General features: G+C 61.4%; 20 protein-coding genes and 1 tRNA gene. 13 read left to right on the forward strand and 8 right to left on the reverse strand.

Translation table 11 applies throughout. The features are described from left to right. Window positions 1–5 precede the first annotated feature (5 nt). Both LOL23_RS08800 and LOL23_RS08805 read right to left on the reverse strand, forming a co-directional pair. Window positions 6–1,127: an anhydro-N-acetylmuramic acid kinase gene (locus tag LOL23_RS08800; RefSeq protein WP_237173482.1), complete on the reverse strand. Its 1,122-nt coding sequence runs from the start codon at window positions 1,125–1,127 to the stop codon at window positions 6–8. A gap of 6 nt (window positions 1,128–1,133) precedes the next feature. Then, window positions 1,134–2,513, reverse strand: coding sequence for a M23 family metallopeptidase (locus LOL23_RS08805; RefSeq protein WP_160980501.1), 1,380 nt, complete (start codon window positions 2,511–2,513; stop codon window positions 1,134–1,136). 244 nt (window positions 2,514–2,757) lie between these two features. Here LOL23_RS08805 and tyrS point away from each other — a divergent pair, with 244 nt between their 5' ends. From tyrS to LOL23_RS08840, 7 genes are all read left to right on the forward strand, one after another. Beyond that, window positions 2,758–3,984 (forward strand): tyrosine--tRNA ligase, encoded by a 1,227-nt coding sequence (gene tyrS / locus LOL23_RS08810; protein ID WP_160980503.1) that lies wholly within the window; start codon window positions 2,758–2,760, stop codon window positions 3,982–3,984. A 69-nt stretch (window positions 3,985–4,053) separates the two neighbouring features. Further along, the gene (locus tag LOL23_RS08815) at window positions 4,054–4,689 is read left to right on the forward strand and encodes a YbhB/YbcL family Raf kinase inhibitor-like protein (protein WP_237173483.1); all 636 of its coding nucleotides are present in this window, start codon (window positions 4,054–4,056) and stop codon (window positions 4,687–4,689) included. 277 nt (window positions 4,690–4,966) lie between these two features. Beyond that, window positions 4,967–6,211 carry a serine hydroxymethyltransferase gene (gene glyA / locus LOL23_RS08820; RefSeq protein ID WP_160980507.1) on the forward strand — a complete coding sequence of 415 codons (1,245 nt, stop codon included), beginning with the start codon at window positions 4,967–4,969 and terminating at the stop codon, window positions 6,209–6,211. A 36-nt stretch (window positions 6,212–6,247) separates the two neighbouring features. Then, on the forward strand, window positions 6,248–6,709 hold the full coding sequence (gene nrdR, locus LOL23_RS08825) for a transcriptional regulator NrdR (protein ID WP_160980509.1): 462 nt from the start codon (window positions 6,248–6,250) through the stop codon (window positions 6,707–6,709). A 5-nt stretch (window positions 6,710–6,714) separates the two neighbouring features. Next, entirely contained in the window at window positions 6,715–7,875 is a 1,161-nt protein-coding gene (ribD, locus tag LOL23_RS08830; protein WP_237173502.1) for a bifunctional diaminohydroxyphosphoribosylaminopyrimidine deaminase/5-amino-6-(5-phosphoribosylamino)uracil reductase RibD, read from the forward strand. Window positions 7,876–7,925: 50 nt separating this feature from the next. Next, window positions 7,926–8,016: transfer RNA gene (locus LOL23_RS08835), tRNA-Ser, on the forward strand. 253 nt (window positions 8,017–8,269) lie between these two features. Beyond that, complete coding sequence (locus LOL23_RS08840; protein WP_237173484.1) at window positions 8,270–8,548, forward strand: hypothetical protein; 279 nt, start codon at window positions 8,270–8,272, stop codon at window positions 8,546–8,548. A 112-nt stretch (window positions 8,549–8,660) separates the two neighbouring features. Here LOL23_RS08840 and LOL23_RS08845 read toward each other — a convergent pair whose 3' ends face one another. From LOL23_RS08845 to LOL23_RS08855, 3 genes are all read right to left on the reverse strand, one after another. Continuing rightward, window positions 8,661–10,283: a glycosyltransferase family 39 protein gene (locus LOL23_RS08845; RefSeq protein WP_160980511.1), complete on the reverse strand. Its 1,623-nt coding sequence runs from the start codon at window positions 10,281–10,283 to the stop codon at window positions 8,661–8,663. A 210-nt stretch (window positions 10,284–10,493) separates the two neighbouring features. Beyond that, window positions 10,494–11,864, reverse strand: coding sequence for an acetyl-CoA carboxylase biotin carboxylase subunit (locus tag LOL23_RS08850; RefSeq protein WP_160980513.1), 1,371 nt, complete (start codon window positions 11,862–11,864; stop codon window positions 10,494–10,496). A 33-nt stretch (window positions 11,865–11,897) separates the two neighbouring features. Further along, window positions 11,898–13,163, reverse strand: a complete 1,266-nt coding sequence (locus LOL23_RS08855) for a CaiB/BaiF CoA transferase family protein (RefSeq protein ID WP_160980515.1) — start codon at window positions 13,161–13,163, stop codon at window positions 11,898–11,900. 330 nt (window positions 13,164–13,493) lie between these two features. Here LOL23_RS08855 and LOL23_RS08860 point away from each other — a divergent pair, with 330 nt between their 5' ends. The 4 genes from LOL23_RS08860 (at window position 13,494) to LOL23_RS08875 (ending at window position 17,200) form a co-directional block, all read left to right on the forward strand. Beyond that, a complete protein-coding gene (locus LOL23_RS08860; protein ID WP_160980517.1) occupies window positions 13,494–14,459 on the forward strand; it encodes a Bug family tripartite tricarboxylate transporter substrate binding protein in 966 nt (321 codons plus the stop codon). A 43-nt stretch (window positions 14,460–14,502) separates the two neighbouring features. Beyond that, window positions 14,503–14,727 (forward strand): biotin/lipoyl-binding carrier protein, encoded by a 225-nt coding sequence (locus LOL23_RS08865; RefSeq protein ID WP_160980519.1) that lies wholly within the window; start codon window positions 14,503–14,505, stop codon window positions 14,725–14,727. Beyond that, on the forward strand, window positions 14,727–16,307 hold the full coding sequence (locus LOL23_RS08870) for an acyl-CoA carboxylase subunit beta (RefSeq protein WP_160980521.1): 1,581 nt from the start codon (window positions 14,727–14,729) through the stop codon (window positions 16,305–16,307). The genes LOL23_RS08865 and LOL23_RS08870 overlap by 1 nt, the downstream gene beginning before the upstream one ends. A 128-nt stretch (window positions 16,308–16,435) precedes the next feature. Beyond that, window positions 16,436–17,200 carry a GntR family transcriptional regulator gene (locus LOL23_RS08875; protein ID WP_237173485.1) on the forward strand — a complete coding sequence of 255 codons (765 nt, stop codon included), beginning with the start codon at window positions 16,436–16,438 and terminating at the stop codon, window positions 17,198–17,200. Window positions 17,201–17,326: 126 nt separating this feature from the next. On the opposite strand, the gene mdeB is transcribed toward LOL23_RS08875, so the two are convergent. Then, on the reverse strand, window positions 17,327–19,966 hold the full coding sequence (gene mdeB, locus LOL23_RS08880; RefSeq protein ID WP_237173486.1) for an alpha-ketoglutarate dehydrogenase: 2,640 nt from the start codon (window positions 19,964–19,966) through the stop codon (window positions 17,327–17,329). A 134-nt stretch (window positions 19,967–20,100) separates the two neighbouring features. Here mdeB and LOL23_RS08885 point away from each other — a divergent pair, with 134 nt between their 5' ends. Next, window positions 20,101–20,562, forward strand: a complete 462-nt coding sequence (locus tag LOL23_RS08885) for an Lrp/AsnC family transcriptional regulator (RefSeq protein ID WP_160980523.1) — start codon at window positions 20,101–20,103, stop codon at window positions 20,560–20,562. 50 nt (window positions 20,563–20,612) lie between these two features. Here LOL23_RS08885 and LOL23_RS08890 read toward each other — a convergent pair whose 3' ends face one another. Continuing rightward, on the reverse strand, window positions 20,613–21,677 hold the full coding sequence (locus LOL23_RS08890) for a metal-dependent hydrolase (protein WP_160980525.1): 1,065 nt from the start codon (window positions 21,675–21,677) through the stop codon (window positions 20,613–20,615). 40 nt (window positions 21,678–21,717) lie between these two features. After that, on the reverse strand, window positions 21,718–22,044 hold the full coding sequence (locus LOL23_RS08895) for an I78 family peptidase inhibitor (protein ID WP_160980527.1): 327 nt from the start codon (window positions 22,042–22,044) through the stop codon (window positions 21,718–21,720). Window positions 22,045–22,501: 457 nt separating this feature from the next. On the opposite strand from LOL23_RS08895, the gene trhO reads away from it, so the two are divergent. Continuing rightward, the gene (trhO, locus tag LOL23_RS08900; protein WP_160980529.1) at window positions 22,502–23,485 is read left to right on the forward strand and encodes an oxygen-dependent tRNA uridine(34) hydroxylase TrhO; all 984 of its coding nucleotides are present in this window, start codon (window positions 22,502–22,504) and stop codon (window positions 23,483–23,485) included. Window positions 23,486–23,589 lie beyond the last annotated feature (104 nt).

Consider the following 23,589-nt stretch of genomic DNA (forward strand, 5'->3'; position numbering starts at 1 on the left):
CCGCGCTAGGCGGGGTAGCGGCAACCCAGCAGGCTGGGGTGTCGTGCGCCCGTTACCTCGGGAAGCCCCGCCGCCAGATTTTGTTCGTGGGCCCATGCCAGCCACGCGAACGCCAGCGCCTCTACCTGCTGCACAGGTACGCCGGCATCCGAAGTTGGCGCCACCGCGCAACCCAACGCAGATTCAAGGGCGGCCACCAACACAGGGTTGCACGCGCCGCCGCCACATACCAGTACCTCAGACAGCCCCGGTGCTTGTGCCAGGATGGCACGCGCCGCGCTATGCGCCGTCAGTTGCACTAGCGTTGCCTGTATATCGGCAGCGGACAGCCCCTTGCCGCCCACATCGTACGCTGCAAGCCTATGATCCAACCAGGCAAGATTGAAGAGATCGCGCCCTGTGGATTTGGGCGGCGGAAGGCGAAACCATGGCTCGCTGTCGAGAAGATGCGCAAGCAGGGCGGTGTCTGCTGTGCCCGTGGCGGCCCATGCGCCGGACGCATCATAGGGCTGGCCGATATGTTGCTGTGCCCAAGCATCCAGCAGCACGTTGGCGGGGCCGGTGTCATAGCCACGCACGGGTACTGCCGAGTTAGCGGGCGCCAGCAGCGTCACATTGGCGATGCCGCCCAGATTGAGCACCGCGCGGGGCGCGGGGCCGGTAAATATCGCGCGATGAAAGGCGGGTACCAGCGGCGCCCCCTGGCCGCCCGCGGCGATATCGCGGGTGCGGAAATCGGCTATGACTGCAATGCCAGTGCGTTCGGCCAGCAACGCGGGCGCATTGATCTGTAGGGTATAGCCTTGGGCGGGATTGTGTCGCACTGTTTGGCCGTGAGTGCCGATGGCCTGTACTTCTGAGGGCGCGAGCCCGGTTTCTTCGAGTAATTGCAGGCAGGCCCGCGCATAAAGCTCGGCCAGGGCATTGCCTGCTATCGCCGCGCGCGCGAGTTCGTTGTGGCCGGGGGCGTTGAGCGCCAGAAATGCCTGCCTCAGGGCGGGCGGCATGGGCAGCGCAACCGCCCCGAGCACCCGCGGATTGCTTGGCTCGGCAAAATCCGCCAGCACCGCATCGATGCCGTCGGTGCTGGTGCCCGACATTAAGCCAATATAGTGTGTGCCGGCCATGCTCGCTTAGCGGCTTGCCACGGTTTGCGCGCCTTCGACCGGGTCGCGCGAGACAATGTTGATATGGTCGCGGTACTGGGCGACGGTGGCGTTGAAGGCAAGCTGCTGGTCTTTGTCGAGCGGGCGGGAAACAGGCAGGTCGGCCGCCAGGGGGTCGACTGCCTTGTTGGCAATACGGAATTCGTAGTGCAGGTGCGGCCCGGTAGCCCAGCCGGTGGAGCCCACGTAACCGATCAGATCACCCTGGCTGACTTTGTCGCCCTTTTTGAGGCCCGCCGCGAAACGGCTTTGATGCGCATAGAGGGTGGTGTAGTTGCCGTAGTGCTTGAGAATGATGGTGTTGCCATAACCGCTTTGCTGGCCGATGAAGCTGACTTCGCCGTCGGCTGTGGCATGGATTGGCGTGCCAGAGGGCGCCGCGTAATCGACCCCATTGTGGGCGCGCCAGTTGCCGTGGACGGGGTGCCTGCGGTTTCCGAAGGTCGAGCTGACCCGTGAGAACTTGAGCGCGTTGCGAAGGAAAGCGCCCTTGAGGCTGCGGCCGCTGAAATCGTAGTATGCGCCCGAGCCGTCGCTGGGCTGGAACCACACTGCTGCGTAAAGGTCGTCTTTGTTCTGGAACTCGAGGGCCAGGATGCGCCCGCCGCCGATGTCTTCGCCGTTGTGAGTATGGTTCTCGTATACCACGCGGAAGCGGTCGCCCTGGCGCAGGTCGCGCAGGAAGTCGATCTTGCTGCTTAGGATGTCTGTCATTTGCATGGTGACATCGTCGGGGATGCCGGCCTGATCGGTGGCGCCGAACAACGAGCTGTTGATTTCGCCCTCGGCGACGCGGATGCCTGTGTCGGCGGCCTGGCTGTTTTCGTGGGCCTGGAAATCGCCTTTGCCATCGGGCCGTACCTCGAGCCAGCGGGCAACCATTTTGCCAGACTCGCGCGCGCTGGGGGTATGGTTGTAGCGCAGCCAGACCAGGTCGCCGTCGTTGTTGAGCGCGGCCTGGACGGTGCGGCCTGGGTAGAGCTTATAGATGCTGCGCGCCGATGTGTCGTGGGTAAGGAATTTTTGCAGCCCTGGCTCATTGATGCGCAGGCGTTGCAGCAGCGCGGCCAGGGTGTCCCCCCGGCGTATCTGGGTTTCGCTGATGAAGGGGGCGCTGGCGTGGGAGGGGGAAAGGGTGGTGATGGCGGGGAGGTCAAGCACCTGACGGGCCTGGAAAATGGCCGGCGGTTCAGGAGGCTTGACGACCGCCAGCGCGCCAGCGCCGGCGAACAGGCCCATGGCGACCAGCACCAGACCGTTGCGGAAAAAATGATGCTTGCGATGTTTGCGAAGCGTTGTGCGGTAAGACAAATCCGAGGGAGTGCCCGTATTCCCTTTTATGAACATAAAGACGAAAACCTGGTGTTGGCGCTGCGTGATTGTACGGATGGGGTAGGGCGGCTGAAAGGGCTGGCGTACCACTAAGGGGAAGACCCCGAGCCCATGTGTGAAAGCCTGGCGCTCTGATAAGATGGCGTTGCGGCCATGCTTGTAACAATTGACCCCCGTGCAGGGTTCGCGCTTGCACGCTATGCTAGCGCATTAAGCCTGATTTTTCGAGCATTTTTTCACAGTTTTTTCTTACAATTTCATGTCAACCGAAGCCCCGATTACCCCCGAAGTCCAGGAAGCCCTGCGTATCGTAAAGCGCGGCTGCGACGAGCTACTGGTCGAATCCGAGTTCGCGCGCAAATTGGCACGCAGCCAGGCCAGCGGCACGCCCTTGCGCATCAAGCTCGGGCTGGATCCAACGGCACCGGACATCCATATCGGGCATACGGTTGTCCTGAACAAAATGCGCCAATTGCAAGACCTTGGCCATAACGTCATTTTCTTGATCGGCGACTTCACCTCCATGATTGGCGATCCCAGCGGCCGCAACGCCACCCGCCCGCCGCTCACACCCGAACAAATACACGCCAACGCCAAAACCTACTATGCCCAGGCCAGCCTGGTGCTTGATCCGGCCCGCACCGAGATCCGCTACAACTCCGAATGGTGCGACAAACTCGGCGCCCGCGGCATGATTCAACTGGCGTCGCGCTATACCGTCGCGCGCATGATGGAACGCGACGACTTTACCAAGCGCTATAAAAACGGCATCCCCATCTCCGTGCACGAATTCCTTTACCCGCTCATGCAGGGTTACGATTCCGTCGCACTGAAGGCTGATCTGGAGTTGGGCGGCACCGACCAGAAGTTCAACTTGTTGGTTGGCCGCGAGCTGCAGAAAGAATACGGTCAGGAGCCGCAGTGCGTGCTGACCATGCCCCTGCTCGAGGGCACCGACGGCGTCGAGAAGATGTCCAAGTCGAAAGGCAATTACATTGGCATCACCGAAACGCCCGATTCCATGTTCGGCAAGCTGATGTCTATCTCCGACACGCTGATGTGGAAGTACTACGAGCTGCTTTCCTTCCGCACGCTGGACGATATCTCCCACTTGCGCCGGCAGGTAGAGGCAGGCCTGAATCCGCGCGAGGCCAAGGTGCAGCTCGCGCAGGAAATCGTTGCGCGTTTCCACGACCGCAAGGCCGCCGAGGCCGCGCTGGCGTCATTCGAAGCCCGCTTCCGCGACGGCGCCATCCCCGACGAGATGCCCGAGATCACGCTCTCCGGCGCACCCTTGGGTATCCTCAAGGTGCTGCGCGAGGCCGGTCTGGTCTCATCGGGCTCCGAGGCCCAGCGCAACGTCGAGCAAGGCGGCGTGCGGATTGACGGAGGCCGTGTCGAAGACAAATCGCTGCAATTGCAGGCCGGCACCTATGTCATGCAGGTCGGCAAGCGCAAATTCGCCAGGGTCACGGTAGCGCCCTAGCCCTGTTGGGAGCATCAGGCGCCTCGCCGTTCGTCCCTTTGTCCGCAACCTCTATCTCAGGAGTACGTTATGCAGGTAACCAGCAAGTCTTTCAAAGATAACGGGGGCATCCCCGAGCGCTATGCGTTCGGCAAGCAGGACGGGCAGAACTACATCGCGCTGGCGGGCAACGTCAATCCGCATCTGGCGTGGTCTGATGTGCCTGCGGGTACGCAGTCTTTCGTTGTCATCTGCCATGACCCTGACGTGCCCAGCCGCCCCGATGACGTCAACCAGGAAGGTCGGGAGATCCCAGGCGATTTGCCGCGTGTGGATTTCTTTCATTGGGTGCTGGTGGATCTTCCAGCCACCGCGCGCGAGGTTGCCGAAGGCGCCTATTCGGATGGCATCACGCCGCGCGGCAAGGCCGGCCCGCTGGCCCTCGATGACACGCGCCAAGGCATCAACGACTACACCAACTGGTTTGCCGCCGACCGTGATATGAATGGTGATTATTTCGGCTACGATGGCCCTTGCCCGCCCTGGAATGACACCATTGCGCACCGGTATGTGTTCACCGTTTATGCGCTCGATATCCCTGAACTGCCCTTCGAGGGCCGGTTCACCGGCGCAGACGCGCTCAATGCCATGCAGGGCCATATTCTGGCGCAGGCTTCCATCACCGGGCTGTACAGCCTGAACCCCCGCGTTCGCGCAGGGGGGTGATCAGCTGCCGCAGCCCTGCCGGTCATCCGTGGCAGGGCGCGGCGCCGCCCAAGGGCCCGCGCCGGTCTATCGGGGATGCGGCGCATCGTCGCCGGCAGACAACTTGAAAATGGCTCATGTTGATCATGCGCCATTTTTTCGTTCAGCCTGCGTTCGTCCGGCTATCGGGCGTTTTCGGCCGATTTGGCGTTGGTTGTCCGCGGCTAGGGCCATATTCGGGCTAAAATGACAACCGTTTGTCTACGGACCTGCCTCACCTCTACCAGGACTTCCCTCCATGTTCGACCGTACCCGTACCCTTGATCAAGTCGATGCCGACGTCTGGGCCGCTATCCAAAAAGAAAACGTGCGCCAGGAACAGCACATCGAGCTGATCGCCTCCGAAAACTACACCAGCCCGGCTGTCATGCAGGCCCAGGGCACGCAGCTTACCAATAAGTATGCTGAGGGCTACCCGGGCAAGCGGTATTACGGTGGTTGCGAATACGTCGACATCGTTGAGCAGTTGGCCATCGATCGCCTGAAGCAGATCTTCGGCGCGGAGGCCGCCAACGTTCAACCCAATTCGGGGTCGCAGGCCAACCAGGGCGTTTACATGGCCGTGCTGCAGCCGGGCGACACTGTGCTGGGCATGAGCCTGGCAGAAGGCGGGCACCTTACGCACGGCTCGCCCGTCAATGCCTCGGGCAAGCTGTATAACTTCGTTTCCTATGGCCTCGATGCCAACGAAGAGCTCGACTACAACCAGCTCGAAAACCTCACCAAGAAGCATAAGCCCAAGCTGGTCGTGGGCGGGGCATCGGCCTACGCACTGCGTATCGACTTCGAGCGTATGGCGCGCATTGCACACGACAACGGCGCGCTGTTCATGGTCGATATCGCGCACTATGCGGGCCTGGTGGCGGGCGGCGCTTACCCCAACCCCTTTCCTCATGCCGATTTCGTCACGTCCACCACGCACAAATCGCTGCGCGGCCCGCGCGGCGGCGTCATCATGATGAAGGCGCAATACGAAAAAATCATCAATTCGGCCATTTTCCCCGGCATCCAGGGCGGCCCGCTGATGCATGTCATCGCCGCCAAGGCCGTTGCCTTCAAAGAGGCGCTTGCACCCGAGTTCAAAGATTACGCCGCCCAGGTGGTCAAGAACGCCGATGTCATGGCGCGCACTCTGGTGCAGCGCGGCTTGCGCATCGTGTCTGGCCGCACCGAAAGCCACGTCATGCTGGTTGACCTTCGTGCCAAGGGCATCACGGGCAAGGCGGCCGAAGCCGCGCTGGGCCAGGCGCACATTACGGTCAACAAAAACGCCATCCCCAACGATCCCGAAAAACCCTTCGTCACCAGTGGCATCCGCCTGGGTACGCCTGCCATGACAACGCGCGGCTTCAAAGAAGCCGAGGCCGAGCTTACCGCCAACCTCATCGCCGATGTACTCGACAACCCCACCGACGAAGCCAATATCGCCGCTGTGCGCGAGAAGGTCAACGCGCTTACCGCGCGCCTGCCGGTCTATCGCTGATATCCGACACCCCGCCCATGGGCGGGGCCTGCCGCCATGAAATGCCCGTTCTGCAGCAGCTTCGATACGCAAGTCATCGACTCCCGTGTTTCCGAAGAAGGCGACACCATCCGGCGTCGCCGCCGCTGCACGGCCTGTGACCGTCGCTTTACCACTTATGAGCGCGCAGAGCTCGTCATGCCGGCAGTGGTCAAGCGCAACGGCACGCGGGTCGAGTTCAACGCCGACAAGCTTCGCGCAAGTCTCAGCCTGGCGCTGCGCAAGCGGCCGGTCAGTACCGACGCGGTCGATGCCGCTGTTGCGCGCATCGAAGAAACCTTGCTGGTAAGCGGGCAGCGCGAGGTGCCGTCCGGCTACATCGGCGAACTGGTCATGGCCGAGCTCAAAAAGCTGGATCAGGTTGCCTTCGTGCGCTTTGCGTCGGTATATAAAAGCTTTGAAGACATCGGCGAGTTCGTCAAAGCCATCGACGAAATGCAGGTCAAGACCAAGCCTTGAATTCCATGGACAACGTGGCCGGCTCTGCGCTTCCTGATCCCCAAGATCCCGACATTCACTGGATGCGGCAGGCGCTGGCGCTTGCCGAGCGTGTGCTTTACCTGACTGCGCCCAATCCCCGGGTTGGATGCGTGATTGTGCGCGACGGCCAGTTGCTGGCCTCGGGTGCCACGCAGCGTGCGGGCGGCCCGCACGCCGAAGTCATGGCCTTGCGCCAAGCGGCCGAACACGGCCGCGAGGTGAAGGGCGCCACGGTTTATGTTTCGCTGGAGCCATGCAGCCACTACGGCCGCACGCCGCCTTGCGTCGACGCACTGATCAAGGCGCAGCCAGCTCGTGTCGTGGTGGCCATGCGCGATCCTAACCCCTTGGTTGCGGGGCGAGGCCTGGCCAAGCTGCGTGCGGCGGGCATCGACGTGCGTGTGGGCGTCTGCGCCGATGAAGCGCTGGCGCTCAACCCTGGCTTTGTTTCGCGCATGACGCGTGGCATACCCTGGCTGTGGTTGAAGTTGGCCGGCACGCTGGACGGCCGCATTGCCCTGCCTAACGGCGCCTCGCAGTGGATTACCGGAGAAGCCGCCCGCGCCGACGGGCACCACTGGCGCGCCCGTAGTTGTGTGGTGCTCACGGGTTCCGGTACTGTGCTGGCCGACAACCCACGCATGAACGTGCGTCATGTCCACACCCAGCGCCCACCCATCAAGGCTGTGGTCGATACGCGTTTCGAGATCGACGAACAGGCGCGCCTGTTCGATGGCTCGCGTGTGTGGATCTTCACCTGCCGTCCCGATGTCGCCAAGGCCGAACGCATGCGTGCCCGCAATACTGAAGTCATTGAAATGCCTTGCCTGAATGGCCGCGTAGACCTGGCTGCCATGATGCGCTGGATGGGCGAACACGATATCAACGAGGTGCATGCCGAAGCCGGTGCGCGCCTGAGCGGCGCCCTGCTTCAGGCAGGTTGCGTGGACGAGCTGTTGATCTACATGGCACCCATGCTGATCGGCCCCGGCCTGGGCCTGGTGCGCCTGCCCGAGCTCGAAGACCTTGCCCAGGCACACCGATTCGCGTTCACCGAGGTTACCCCACTGGGTGAAGACCTGCGCATCCGCGCCCGTATCCAACCCTTGTCCCCAGACGCGGTAAACGCAGCGGAGCAAAAATAATTCTGCTAGAATAGCGGACTTGCCCATAGCTGCGAGCTATGGAAAAAGCAGGACAGGTGGCCGAGCGGTTGAAGGCGCACGCCTGGAAAGCGTGTATACGTGAATAGCGTATCGGGGGTTCGAATCCCCCTCTGTCCGCCAGGGATTCAATAAACAAGCGCCTTTCGGGGCGCTTTGTTGTTTCTACCCACCACTTTACGGCTCTACCCCGTTTCGCTCTTCCCCATTTTCGGGGGATCAGCGCATTCATCAGACACGGTTAATCGGCTCTTCCCCATTTTCGGGGAGGGCAGCGCATTCATAAGGCACAGTCGGTGTGGAAGCAACGGCCCGCTGATGCTGGCTGCCCGAGTCTGGTATAAAAAGAGCTATTAAAACTATTCGGGGCAGGGGAATGTCGATCCAATCGTTTAGCCGGTGGGGCGTGGCGTTGTTTGCGGTTGCGCTGGTGTCGGGGTGTTCGCTGTTTGGCGGTGGCAAGAAAGGCGAACAGCACACCGAGGGAAAGGCGGCAACGCAAGCTTCCGTCCGTAGCGACGAGTGTCGCGGCAATCGTCGCAAATGCATTTATGAAGGCAACTACGAGGCGGGCGAGGAAGCCTACGCGGAGCAGGAGGCGCGACGCCTGAACCAGGCGCAATTGGCCAAACTGCGGCGCCGCGCCGGCAGGTAGCCAGGCCCGCCGCGGCAGCGGCTTTCAATGATGTCAAACGCGATGGGCGCTGTTGTGTGTCCGGCCGGCGCGGGCCAATAGCTCCCCGGTGTGATGATGGGGGCCGTCGTGCTCAGGGTAGTGATGTGTTAGCTCTGCCGGCGGCTGTCTGGTTTGAATTGCCAGCGTCACATGCCTGCGTGGGAGGCAGGATGCCCCAGCTTATCTTGATCATGGGGCTGCGCTCAGACGACCAGCGCACCGATAGCTCGCCTTTTTCGGTTGTGCGCGCGTACAGTTGCTCCAGCTGTGGCGACAGATAACCCCGGGGTTCGGTGCTGTAGGCAACCAGGGCGCCGCAATGCAAGGCGCTCGCGGGGTTGAGCCAGGGGGCGTGCTGGTAGTCGGCGTCAAGAAATACATCCACGTCGCGCCCTGCATGTACGGCAATATTGCCGCCCAACCACATGTCGGATGCCACGATTTGCAAGGGTACGCCTGGTTCGTGCTGTTGCCACACAGCCTGCATGGCCCGCGATACAGCGAGCCCAGGGTAGGTGGAACGCGAGGGTTTGCCCAGGTGCCATGCGATAGGGCCGCGCGCCAGGCCATAGCCCACCGCGATACAGACCTGCAATACGATGACTGTAATCAACGTGGCGCGCAGCACGGCGCCGTCTTCGCCCCGCAGCCACCAAAAAGCATAAAAACCGAAAAGAATGAAAAAGGTGGTCGCCCACGATGCCTCGAGGTTGGTGCCAAGGATGATCGAGATGACCACGGTGGACAGCAGCGGCGCCAGCCCTACCCACAGCACAAATGAACGATCCCATGTGGACAGGGCGCTGGCCCAGGTAGGTTGCGCGCCCACCGTTGCGGAGGTTACGGGGTGGGCCTTGCGGCGTACGTGCCGCGCCAGAATTGCCACTGCGATAACCATGGGTGCCAGGCGCAGCAGTTGGTCGATCAGGAAATTACCGATGCTCTTCAGCGCGCTCAGGCGCGAGACTGAGACAATCGATTCATCGGCGTACAGGATGGGTGCGAAATCGTGCTGCGCCAGCCAGTACAGATGCGGCGAGAAGACCAGCAGGCCGATGAGGGTAGCGATGGCGACGCCTTGGATCGTTGCGCTGCTCACCTCCCGGCGCCGGTGCAGCAGGAATATCGCAAAGGCCGCGAATTGGATCACTGCACTGTATTTGGTGAGTAGTGCCAAGCCTGACACCAGGCCCAGCGCCATCCACGCTCGGGTGCGGCCGGTACGCAATGCACGGTGAAACAGCCACGCTGCGGCCGCCAAGGGCGCCAATTGCACGGTGTTGTGGTTGAAAATGGTGCCGCGCATGCCGAAATAGGCGATTGTCGATAGCAACAGCACGGCGCTCAGCGAGCGTGGCGGCGTTGTGAATTCACAGCCTAGCTTCCAGATGAACCACAGGGCCAGCGCCGAACACAACTGGCCTACGAAAAACGGCAGCCAGATTGGGCGGCCGAATATCTGCGTGGCCGCATACATGATCCAAGAGGGCAGCGGCGGGTGCTTGCTGTAGCCCAGTTCAAGGCTGGACGCCCAGATCAGCTCCTCCATACCGTCGCGGTCGGGCGCCGAGTGGCTCAGGCCTACCGCCAGCGTCCAGAGGGTAACCATGCCCAGCAGCAGGAGCAACACGGTGGCGTTGCCCACCCCTTGGGGCGTGAACAGCCCGTGCGGCAAACGAGGGTGCGCGTCAGTGGTGGTGGATGAGGACGACATGCTGCGGTTGCAACCCCGGAACGAAAAGCCCAGTCTTTCTGTATGTACGCTGCGCCTCTGGAAAGACCTTCACAGAAACTGGCGGCGCAAACACGCGATACGGCCGTCGCCACCTGTGTGCGGCTGGCCGGTGTGTGTATTGGCAGTTCGTGAGTTTACGCGATGCGGCTTGTCGTGAGTGAGTATGCAGGGGCGTCTTATCAGACGTATTTACGCGGGCAGTGTTGCGCCCTTGGCCGGCATGTTGCGCGCCATGACGTTCGGCACCAGTCCCGTATGCACATCGCCTGACTGAAACGCGTCGGATTCCAGCAGAATACGCAGCGCATCCAAATTGGTTTTTACACCTTCGATTTCGAACGTATTCACTGCGTCGAGCAGCCGGGTGATCGCGTCTGCGCGGCTGGTGCCGTGGGCGATTAGCTTGGCAAGCATGGGATCGTAGTAAGGGGTCACCTGCTGCCCTTGCGCATAGCCGGTTTCGACGCGGATATGCTGAGGCGGACGGAATAGCTTGAGCGTACCCGAGGAAGGCAGGAACCGGCGCGAATCTTCCGCATAAACACGGGCCTCGATAGCGTGGCCTGCCGCCGTGATGTCTTTCGGCAGGATGTCGTCAAGCGCCATGCCCGCTGCGCTGCGTATTTGGGCATGCACGAGATCCACGCCGGTGATGGCTTCGGTCACGCCATGCTCAACCTGCAGGCGCGTGTTCATCTCCAGAAAATGAAAATCGCCGCCCGGGCTCATCAAGGTTTCAACAGTGCCGATATTGTCGTAGCCTAGCCCGGCGAACGTGGCGGCCAAGTGCGTGGCTAGCGCATCAACCTTGCTGTGGTCGGCCATCGGGGCGCGGGCTTCTTCGATGATCTTCTGGTGACGGCGCTGCAGCGAGCAGTCGCGGTCGAACAGATGGCGCACGTTGCCATGACGGTCGCCAAGCAGTTGGAACTCGATGTGGCGTGGCCGTTGAAGATAATGCTCGAGATAGATCTCTGCGTTTGAAAAGCCACGCATCGCCAGCGAACTGGCTTTCTCCGCCATGGCTTCCAGTTCGCCCGCATTGCTGGCTACCAGCATCCCGATGCCGCCCCCACCTGCCGCTGGTTTAATCAGCACGGGGTAGCCGATTTCTTCAGCATAGGCTCTCATCAAGGCCGGATCCCCATTCAGGATCGGCGACCCTTTGCCGACTGGTAGGCCATGCTTGCGCGCCAGTTCGCGCGCTCGGGTTTTGTGGCCCATGGCATCGATCCAGGTTGCGGAGGGGCCAATGAATACGGCACCGGCGGCGCTTACCCGCCGCGCAAAGTTTGCGTTCTCTGATAGAAAGCCGTAGCCGGGATGCAGGCCGTCAGCCCCGGTGCGCTTGATCAGATCGACAAGCGTATCCTGGTTCAGGTAACTGTCTCTAGCCGCGGCGGGACCAATGGCGTAGGCTTCATCCGCCTGCTCAAGATACGGAGCGCCAATGTCAGCCTCTGAGTATACGGCTACCGACCGGATGCCCAGCTCACGCAGGGCTCGGATCACGCGGCTGGCGATCGCCCCGCGGTTGGCGATGATTATTTTATGGAACATGTATCTTCCCTTGGTTGACGCTTTGGCGATGTACTAACTGGCGGTGACGGCGCCCGCCGGGTTTGCGGCGTTGGACGTCTCACGTATGGCTCCACTCTCGAGCAGTGCGTCGATATCCGCGTTGGAGTAGCCTGCGACACTGGCCAGTATCTGTCGCGTGTCGCGGCCGATGGGGCCGCCGGCACACCGCAGTGCACCGGGCGTGTCGGAAAGTTTCGGTACAACGCCAGCGACTTTCACGGTGCCCAGTTTCTCGTGGGGCACATCGACGAGCATGTCTCGCGCCTTGAAGTGGGCGTCGCCAAAAATGTCTTTCATGGTGAATATGCGGGTTGCGGGCACAGCGGCTGTGGATAGCGCAGCTTCCAGCTGCTCCAATGTGTGCGAGGTAGTCCAGTTTGAAATCAGGGCGTCCAGCGCAGCCTCGTTGGCGGCTCGCCCACGAGCATCGCCAAATCTGGGGTCGTCGGCGAGTTCGGGTGTGCCCATGGCGCCGAGCAGTCGTTGGAAGACGGCATCAGCCATGGCGGTGATGTGTATGAAATCGCCGTCGCCGGTGGGGTACAAGTTGTTGGGTGTGCTATCAGGAAGCCTGGACCCCGCCCGACCGGCGATCACACCCAGCTTGTCGAATGCGGGGACATGCGGCTCCATCATGCTGAAGGCGCATTCGTATAACGCGGCATCGATATATTGGCCCTTGCCGGTGGTTTGCCGGGCAAGGACTGCCATGAGGACGCCAAATGCGGCATACAGGCCGGTGAGGCAGTCGGTGAGGGAAACTGCCGCGCGGCTGGGTGGGCGATCCGGGTCGCCGGTTACGTGGCGCAGGCCGCTGACCGCTTCACCGATCACCCCATAGCCGGGGCGCTGGCTGTACGGGCCGTTCTGGCCGAACCCGCTTATGCGCGCCATGATGATGCGTGGGTTGAGCGCCGAGAGCGCGTCATAGCCAAGATTCCATTTTTCAAGCCCGCCTGGTCGGAAGTTTTCGATTACAACGTCGCACTCTTTCACAAGCCTGCGGACGATATTCTGCCCCGCGTCAGTCCGCAGATCGACAGCAATGAGAGATTTGTTTCGCAGGATGCTGGCGGCGTAAAGAGACTGGTTTTCGTGCTGCTTGCCCATGGTGCGAACAGGGTCGCCGGTGAGCGGCTCGATCTTGATGACCTCTGCACCGAAGTCGGCCAACAGACGCCCGCAGAACGGGCCTGCCACCGTGGATCCCAGTTCGAGTACGCGATAGCCGCTCAACGGGCCGTTGTGCAGGGGATGGGGGTTTTGAACGTCTGTCATGGCTCACTCACGGTAATAAATAATCGTGTTTGCGCACGAGATTTATGCTTTACAGAACTATAAACAATAGTTGACTATTTAGGCAACTATAAACACGATAAGCCACGGAGATGGCTTGGTGAGTGATCTGATGAACACGGTAATCACTAGATATAGCGATGATTTTTGCGATGCGGCGCGCACAGGAGTTTCATAGGGAAAGATGGCTTCGTGTCTGTTTTAAGTATAGATTTTCAATCTCTATATAAACCATCTAAATGGTCAACTAAAAAGTTGAGTTTATGATTGAGGTGGGATACTATGGCCAAACATCAACATAAGGAGACAACCATGATCTCGCGCGCTATCGTCGCTGCTGCGGCATTGGCATGCTGTTGGGCCACACCGTCACTCGCAAAGGGCTATCCCAGCGAGCCCATCAAAATGTACGTCGGGTTTTCCGCTGGCAGTGCTACCGATATCGTGGCGCGGGTCGTTGCAGACCACTTGGGCAAGCGCCTGGGTCAGCCTATCGTTGTCGAGAACAAGGTTGGCGCTGGCGGATCGATCGCCGCACAAGATACCGCCAGGGCCAAGCCCAATGGCTATACGTTGCTTACAGTTTCCAGCGCCATTGCGGTCAACCCCGCCGTGTACAAGAGCGCGGCGGAAGTGGCCGGGCAGTTGCAGCCCATTGCACTTGTCGGCTATCTGCCTACGGTGCTCATGGTGTCCAACAAGGCAGGGATCGGCAGCATGGGCGACTTGATCAAGTTCGCACATCAGCATCCCGGCAAAGTCAATTTCGGCAGCTCGGGTATCGGCGGCTCCACGCATATGGCGATGGAGGCATTCAGTGTCACCACCGGCTCAAAGATGACGCACGTTCCCTACAAAGGTAATGGGCAGGCAAGCACCGCTGTCATGGCGGGCGAGATCGATGTGTTGATGGACACATTGCTGCTTGCGGCGCCTGTTATTGGCAGCAAGCGCGCTGTGGGCTTGGCGGTAACTGGCGAACAGCGGTCCGACCTGATCCCGGATGTCCCCACGTTCGCCGAAGCGGGTGTTCCTGGCTACAACCGCAGCCTGTTTTTTGGTGTGATGGGCCCTGCCGGGATGCCTGCGGACGTCGTTGAGAAGCTGAATCATGAAATCAACGAAACACTGAAGAATCCCGAGGTTAAGACCAAACTGGCACGTAGCGGCGGCTTGACGCTCGCCAATCTGTCAGTCAAAGAGTTCGAAAAAATCTTCAAAGAGGAAGTCGAGACCTGGAAGAAGGTAGGCGCCTCGGCCAACATCAAACCACAGTGAGTGCGTTGTTCAGCGCTGCGTTTACATGCTGCAAGGAAATGCCATGAGTATTGAGGTCAAGTCTGAAGTTGTAGGGTCCGTCTGGAAAATCCAGTGCAAAGTCGGCCAGCGTGTCAGTGAAGGTGAGGAGCTGGTTATTCTCGAATCCATGAAAATGGAAATTCCGCTTGAGGCCGAAGCGTCAGGCGTGATCGACGCCATTCACGTGCAGGAAGGCCAGTCGGTGGAGGAGGGGCAGCTTGTCGTCACGATTGTGGGAGACAACTGATGAACGCACCAAAAGATGGGGTTGTGCCGGGCATTCAAGAGCTGGAGTTTCGCCGCGAGCTTGCCCTGCATATGGGAGGCGAGGCCGCAGTGGCGCGCCATCATGAGGCTGGCAAGCTGACTGTGCGCGAACGTATAGCGAGCCTTTGCGATGACGGCAGCTTTCGGGAAGTCGGGGGCTTGACGGGTACCGGCCAATACGACGAAGCAGGCCGTTTGCAGGGCGTGACGCCCGCGCCGTATGTCATGGGCTTGGCGGAAATCGACGGCAGGCCGGTTGCTGTGGGCGGTGAAGACTATACCGTGCGCGGAGGGGCCAGCTGGAGTGGCGACCGCAAGAAGGGCGGGCAAGGCGGTTTTGTGGAAGACTTTGCCCTGAACTACAAGATCCCGCTCATCAATTTGTGCGATGGCGTGGGGGGCAGTGTTACCTCAGCCCAGAAACGGGGGCATACGGTGTTTCCGGGCGTGCATGGCTTTGAAACGTCCATGGCGCTGCTTGGGCAAGTACCAGTCGTATGCGCTGTGATGGGTACGGCGGCGGGCGGGCCGGCTGGGCGCGCCATCCTTGCCCATTGGTCTCTGATGGTCAAGGGCAACAGCCAAGTATTCGCGGCGGGGCCGCCAGTCGTCAAGCGGTCGCTTGGCCAGCAGATAGACAAGGAAGAGCTGGGCGGCAGCAAAGTGGCCGTTGACGTCGCCGGGACTATTCATGACGCCTTTGCCGACGAAGCGGAATGCTTCAGGCAGATACGCCGTTTCCTATCGTATATGCCCCAAAACGTATGGGAGCTGCCGCCCTACAAGAATACCGACGACCCCGCCGGCCGCCGAGAGGAAGCCCTTGCAACTGTCGTCCCCGAGGACCGTCGCAAAGCCTACAACATGCGCCGGGTCATCAACATGATCTTCGATACGGACTCCGTGTTCGAGATGCAGCCCACTTATGGCAAGGCCATCATCACCTCGCTGGCGCGCCTGGATGGTCACGTGGTGGGCGTCGTGGCTAACAACCCCATGTTCTACGGTGGCGCCATCGACGCAGCTGGTGCGCGCAAGCAGACACACTTCATTGAGATGTGCGACACCTTCCACATCCCGCTTATCTTCTTGGTGGACGTGCCGGGCTTTATGGTCGGGCGGGACGCCGAAGCGCAGGGGACGTTGCGCGACGGCATGCGCAGCGTGTTTGTCAGCCTGCAGGCCACAGTGCCCATGGCAACTGTCGTGGTGCGCAAATGTTATGGCATGGCTGGTATGGCCGCCACCGACAAAATGGGCATTGGCTTGAAGCTGGCCTGGCCTACGGCTGAGTGGGGATCGCTGCCGGTGGAGGGCGGCGTGGCTGCCGCGTTCCGTCGCGAAATCGAAGCTGCCGACGATCCCAAGGCAAAAGAGGCCGAGATCGAGGAACGCTTGCGCCGGCTCAGTTCGCCCTTCCGTACGGCTGAAGCTTTTGGCGTGGAAGATGTCATCGACCCCCGCGAAACTCGCGGCTACCTGGCGCGTTTCATCAAAGCAGCCCAAGGCTCATTGCGCATAAACCTTGGGCCAAAACTGAAAATGGGGGTTCGGCCCTGACGTGACACCCTGCTGGCCAGGGGTGGTTGGGCCAGTGAGCGAAAATGCTGCGTGCATACCATGGGGGCGCCCGCTCAATGGGGCCGGGCCCAATATGCACGGGTCGCCACGTGTTGACGGGGTCATGCATGAGTCAATACACTTTCCCCGAGTCAACTCTTTTGCAGGCCATTATGGCTACCAATTCGCCAACCCGTAAGCGCGGGGCAGTCCAACCAGAAAGCACCGAGGCGCCCGCGCGCAAGGGGCGCCGCTCCGCCGCGCAGGATCTTACTTTGCTATTGCGTGAGCGCATCGCCAATGGTGATTTGCCGCCGGGGTCCAAGCTGAACGAGTACGATCTGGCCGCTGAGTTCAGCATCCCGCGCACCCGAGTACGCGACGCCTTCATCGAACTCGAACAGCGGGGGCTCATAGAACGCACACCCAACAGGGGTGCGATGGTGGCTAAGCTGGGGCCCGACCAAGTGTTTCGCATCTACGATATTCGAGAGGTGCTTGAAGGGTTATGTGTGCGTCTGGCTACGCAGAATACGCAGCCCGAAGCGTGGAAGCCTTTTTACGACGCGTTTCGCGGGCCCGTGACCGATGCGGTCAAGGCGGGAAATTTTGAGCTCTATACCGAACGGGTCAGCGAATTCCGGGCGCGTTGCATAGAGGCCGCCGGCAATCCCGAACTGACCCGCATGCTGGACAGTATCCATGAGAAAACCCAAGTGCTGATTCGCCGCATTGTCATCCTGCCCGGCAGGGCTGAAACCGGCGTGCGCCAGCAATGCGACATCCTTCGTGCCATGTGCGAAGGCAATGCCGAGTTGGCCGAGGAAATGCGCCGAAACAATATCCGCGATGCGAAGGCATGCCTGCAGCAGTATTTGAAGTACATCCTATAAGCCTTCAATAGGCATTACAGCATCATGCGCACCGCAGTGCCAGCCAGCGGTGCGGGCCGCCCCCGCGCCTTGGGCGCGGAAGGTGGGGCGGCAAATGCGCAATCCAGATCTTATACCCGAGGCGGCTCATTGAAGCGCGAGTGCGCGTTTCGCGGTGTCCGCAATGGTCGCTGCGTCTACGCCGAAGAACGCCCGCAATTCCGCACGGGTATCGCTGCGGCCGAAACCGTCGGTGCCCAGGGTGAGGTAGCGACGGCCGGCGGGGAGGTAGGCGCGGATGGATTCAGGCACCAGGCGTACGTAGTCGCTCGCGGCGATGATGGGGCCGGCGCTGTCCTGAAGCAAACGAGTAATGTGGGGGGCATCGGCCACTTCGCCGCGCAGGGCTTGTGCTTCGCAGCGATGGCCGTCGCGGGCCAGCTCGCTCCAACTGGTGATACTGAGGACATCGCAACGTATGCCTTCCGCGGCCAGTGCTTCCGCGGCCTTGATGACTTCGGTGAGGATGGCGCCTGAGCCAAGCAGCGTGACTTTGGCAGCCGACCCGGTCGCACGCTGGTCGCCGTTGGCGTTGTATTGCCTGTACACATATGCGCCCCGCAGTATCTGCGCATATGCGTCTTCCGGTATATCCGCTTGTACATACCGTTCGTTCATGACAGTCAGGTAATAGAACACGTCCTTTTGCTCGACCATCATTTCTCGCATGCCGGCATCGATGATGACAGCCAGCTCGCCCGCGAAGGCGGGGTCGTAGGCTTTGCAGTTGGGGATGGTGGCGGCCACGAGATGGCTGCTGCCATCCTGGTGTTGCAGGCCTTCGCCAGCGAGGGTGGTTCGGCCCGAGGTGGCGCCGACCAGGAAGCCGCGCGGGCGTTGGTCCGCTGCGGCCCAGATCAGGTCGCCGACGCGCTGGAACCCGAACATGGAGTAATAGATGTAGAACGGCAGCATGGCCAGGCCATGGGTGCTGTAGCTGGTGGCGGCGGCCACCCAGCTTGATATGGCGCCGGCCTCGCTAATGCCTTCTTCCAGGATCTGGCCGTCCAGTGCCTCGCGGTAGGTGAGCATGGAGCCGATATCTTCGGGCTCGTAGCGTTGGCCGACACTGGAATAGATGCCGACTTGCCGGAATAGATTCGCCATGCCGAAGGTGCGTGCTTCATCGGCCACGATGGGTACGATGCGCGGGCCCAGCGTGGTATCGCGCAGCAGGCTGGCCATCATCCGGACAAATGCCGTGGTCGTGGACATGTCGCGCCCTGCGGGCGCCAGCGCGAAGCGCGCGTAGCCGGCGAGCTCGGGTACCGGTACCTGGTCAGCATCGGTGCGGCGGGCGGGCAGGAAGCCGCCCAGCCGCTGGCGGCGTTCCTGCAGATAACGCATCTCTGGGCTGTCGTCGGCGGGCTTGTAAAAGGCCCGGCTCAACACCTGGGTGTCGGTAAGCGGCAGGTTGAAGCGATCGCGGAAGCCCAGCAGATCGTCGTCGTCCAGTTTCTTTTGCGAATGGGTGGTCATGCGGCCCTGCCCGGCGCTGCCCATGCCGAAGCCTTTCTTGGTATGGGCCAAAATCACCGTTGGTTGGCCGGTATGCCGGGCGGCGGCCGCATAGGCGGCATGGATTTTCACTAAATCGTGGCCGCCGCGGCGCAGCATGTCGATCTGTTCATCGGTCAGGCCCTGTACCAGTCGCGTCAGCGCTTCGCTCTGTCCGAAGAAGTGGTCGCGGTTGTAGCGGCCATCCTTGGCTGCGAAGGTCTGCATTTGGCCATCCACGGTCTGCGACAGCGTGCGCACCAGCGCACCGCTCAGGTCGCGCGCGAACAGGCCATCCCAGTCGCTGCCCCAGACTACCTTGATCACATTCCAGCCCGCGCCAGTAAAAAGTTTTTCCAGCTCGCTGATGATGCAGCCATTGCCGCGCACCGGCCCGTCCAGGCGCTGCAGATTGCAGTTGACGATCCAGACCAGGTTGTCCAAGTGTTCGCGCGCGGCGAGCGTCAGTGCGCTCATGGATTCGGGTTCGTCCATTTCGCCGTCGCCGAACACCCCCCACACTTTGCGCCCGCTGCAATCAAGCAGGCCGCGGTGGGTGAGATAGCGCATGAAGCGTGCCTGATAGATGGCGCTGATTGGGCCGATGCCCATGGAGCCCGTTGGAAACTGCCAGAAGTCTGGCATGAGGTAGGGATGGGGGTAGCTGGACAGGCCGGTGGCGCCGTTGCGCGGCCCGCGCAGTTCCTGGCGGTAATGAGCCAGATCGTTCTCGGACAGGCGGCCCTCCAGATAGGCGCGGGCATAGACCCCCGGCGCACTGTGTGGCTGGAAGAACACCAGGTCGCCGCGATGCTCGGCGGCATCGTTGCGCGCGTGAAAGAAGTGATTGAACCCGACTTCGAACAGATCCGCTGCGCTTGCATAACTCGCAATATGCCCGCCCAGTTCGCCATAGGCGGCGTTGGCGCGCACCACCATGGCCAGCGCGTTCCAGCGCATCAGTGCGCACAGGCGCTGTTCAATGTCCAGGTCGCCGGGGAAGTCGGGCTGGTCTTCGGCCGAGATGGTGTTTATGTGCGGGGTTCCGCCGCCATGACGCCAACTGACCTGGGCATCACCGGCCATGCGCGTCAGCTCTTCAAGCATGAAGGCGGCGCGCTGCGGGCCGCCGGCCGCCAGGAGCGACTGGAAGGCGTCCCGCCATTCGACGGTTTCTTCAGGGTCGGTGTCAATGGTGGGGCGGCTGGAGCCGGAGAGGTTCATCAACATGGCGTGGCACCTGAGGCGAGAGGGTAAGCGTCACGCTTATTGTCCGCCTGAATGAAGCGCAGATGCTTTCAAAAATATGGTCATGCAAAGCATATTTCAGCATAAAATGCTGTCGATGATAGGAAGAGAGGCATATGAAGCTGGACGCAACCGACAGGCGCATACTGGCCGAACTGCAGCGCGATGCATCGCTCAGCAACGTAGAGCTGGCGCGGCGCATCCATTTGTCGCCGTCTCCCTGCCTGGCGCGCGTCAAGGCGCTCGAGGCAGCGGGCATTATCAGCCGCTATGTGGCGCTGGTGGACGCGCCCGCACTTGGCCTGGGGCTGAATGTGTTCATTTCTATCAGCCTGAAGTCGCAGGACAAGCAGGCGCTCGCCGACTTTGAGCGTCGCATCACGGCCCATGACGAGGTGATGGAGTGCTACCTGATGACGGGCAACGCTGATTACCTGATCCGCGTGGCGGTGGCGGATATCGCCGCGCTCGAGCATTTCATCCTCGAGCACCTGACATCCATCCCCGGCATTGACAAGATCCGCTCCAGCTTCGCACTCAAGCAGGTGTCATACAAGACGGCCTTGCCGCTGGGTTGAGGCGGCAGCCATGGCTGTGCGGCGATAAAAGTGGTACCTGCACGCTGCGCTCAGTCGGCCAAGCGTTCGCGCGGCAACGCGGTCATGTCGCGCTCCCACTGCGACAGCGGCAGGGGCGGCGATTGGCGCCAGATGCGGCGCATGATACGGGGCAGTTCCTCGGTGCCGCGCCGGCGCGGCCAGTACTCGGGCGTTACCGTTTGCCAGGCGTTATCCGGCCCGATGCGGCGGCCCACGACGAAACGGAACGTATACATGCCGGTGCTCACGCCCATGCGCAGGTCGGTAACCACCAGCCAGCCCCGCACGTCGTCGTAGCGCAGCCAGTTGCCCGTGAACCATTGCAACCCCGCCAGGCGCGGGTCGTTGACGTCTTTGGCCAATGCGCTATTGAGAGGCAGCCGGATCTGCTCGCCCGGCCCCTCGTCCAGCACACTGACGATGGATTCGATGTAGTGATCATCCGTGGTGCGTGCGGCCACGCGCCATAGCAGGATGTTGAAAGGTTCGGGCACGGAAAACAGGCTGGCCACGGCAGCGCCTTGCTGTGCCAGCGCCGCACGGGTGCGGCTTTCAATCAGGGTTTTGGCCCCAAGCGACAGTGCCAGATACAGTGCGCACCAGGCCAGGCACCACGACAGGGCGCGCACCATGCCTGGCCGAGGGCCAGCAATGCTGGCGGCCACGACCGCCAGTGTGAGTGGCAGTGTGAAGAAGGGGTCGATAATGAAGATGCTCGACCATGCTGTTGGCGTGGGGCGCAGCGGCCACCAGAGCTGGGTGCCGTAGGATGTGAAGGCATCGAGCAGAGGGTGTGTGCCAAGCACCAGCCATAGCGTCAGGAACAGCCAGCCCGCGCTGTACTCGCGCCTGGGCCGCCAGTAGCGGTATAGCACCGCGAGCAGCGCCGCAAAGGCGGTGAGCACAAACAATGAGTGCGAGAACCCGCGATGGTGGATCATCCCCGAGATCGGGTCGCCGTAATCGATGAAAACGTCGAGATCGGGCAGGGTAGCCAACAGCGCGCCGGCGGCGAGCGCCTTGCGGCCGTGAAAGCGGCCGAGCATGGCACCCTGGATGCCGGCGCCAAGCACGGCCTGGGTTAGTGAATCCATGGTTGAGGTAGCGGTTACCTTGCGAGACGCGTACCCCGCCCTAGCTGCAGTTGACGCTGATTACAATATCTTGATCGTCCACGCGCAGGTTCAAGCGTTGCGGATCATACTCCAGCGTCATGACGTCTCGGGGGCGCAGCATACGAGCCTTCTTGGCGTTGGCGGCCTTGCGGAATTGCTCGACCAGGTTGCCGTCAGCTTTTTTGCCGACGGCAGCCTGGGCGAGGTCGGCGTTGCACACTTCGCGGCTCGTCTCGGTGGCGGCCGGGGTGTTGTTGGCAGCGGCGCCAGTACTCGAGCTAGTGCTCGCGCAGCCGGCCAACAGCGCCAAAGCAGCAAGGGCGCTTGTAATCAGTTTCCAGGTCATGGGCGGTTTCCTTCGAAAACAGATAGCGGTTCAATGATACTGGAAAGCCGGGCAGCGGAAGCGCCGACGGCAGGCAAGGATGCAGCCCGGTTGTGGCATGATACCTACAGGAAGACAAAGGCGGGCCAGACCCCGTGGCCGGCAGGCGAAACCGCGAGCCTAGTATAGGATGAAGCGCATGCGTCCCCCAGGCAGCGTTTCTGGATCGAACGAAGCAGGGCAGGCGTGCAAGGGCGCTAAAATCAAACTTTGTGGTTTCCGACGCTGCGGGAGCCCTTGCCGCGTCCAGGCCCTGGGGCTGTATTGCACTTGACGGGCTACCTGTCACTGCGGCACAGCGCCGCAGCATTGCAGGTACCGCTGTGTCGCTGTGCTGATATGCCCCAGCACTGCTGTGTCGCCGCGTCAAGGCGCTGCGCTTCAACACCCTCTGGGTATTTCACCTTTATTGTCGCTTATGTCCCGCTATCTCGTTGCCGCCCTGTATAAGTTTGTCGAGCTGGGTGATTTTGTTGATCTGCAGGCCCCCTTGCGCGAATTTTGCGAGGCGCGCGGCGTTACCGGCACCTTGCTGCTGGCACGCGAGGGCATCAACGGCACCATCGCGGGCCCCGAGGCGGGCCTGCGCGAAGTGCTGGCTCATTTGCGAGCGGATCCGCGCCTGGCCAACCTGGAGCATAAAGAGGCATGGGCCGAGACCATGCCGTTCTACCGCCTGAAGGTTAAGCTCAAGCGCGAAATCGTTACCATGGGGGTGCCGGATATCGAGCCAACTACCATGGCAGGCACCTATGTGCCGCCCGAGGAATGGAACGCGTTGATTGCTGCGCCGGACGTAGTCGTGGTGGACGTGCGCAACGATTACGAGGTCTCGATTGGCTCCTTTCGGGGGGCGGTCAACCCGCATACCGCGAGCTTTACTGAGTTTCCACAGTGGGTAAAAGAGCAGTCCGCCGAAGGCGGTTTGCTGGCCGATGGTGCCCGCGTCGCTATGTTCTGTACCGGCGGCATCCGCTGCGAAAAATCCACGGCCTATCTCAAGTCACAAGGCTTCGGCCAGGTTTTCCACCTGCAGGGCGGCATACTTAAGTATCTTGAAACCATCCCCGAGGCTGAAAGCTTGTGGGATGGCCAGTGTTTTGTCTTCGACGAGCGGGTGTCGGTAGGCCACGGGCTGGAACCCGGTGAGTATGAGTTGTGCCGCGCCTGCCGGGTGCCGCTCGGCCCACAAGACAAGGCAACGCCGCAGTACGAGGAAGGCGTAAGCTGCCCACATTGCCACGGCACGCATACCCCTGAGCAGATCGGCCGCTTTCGCGAGCGGCAGAAGCAGGTTGAGCTGGCCCGCAAGCGTCACCAGCGGCACATCGGTGCCCGTATGGAAAAGCAAGGTGAGGAGGAGCATGCTGTGACGGAACGCCGCGCAATGGGGCCCGTGTGATGCAGGCCAAAGCGGCATGGGTGCGAATCGGCAGGCAGCGACCGCGGGGTTTGTGCCGCTCGGGTCCATATGCTGTGTCGCAATCGGGCCAAACACTGCGTGCA

It is taken from the genome of Paracandidimonas lactea (genome assembly GCF_021653995.1).
GTDB classification, from domain to species: domain Bacteria; phylum Pseudomonadota; class Gammaproteobacteria; order Burkholderiales; family Burkholderiaceae_B; genus Allopusillimonas; species Allopusillimonas lactea.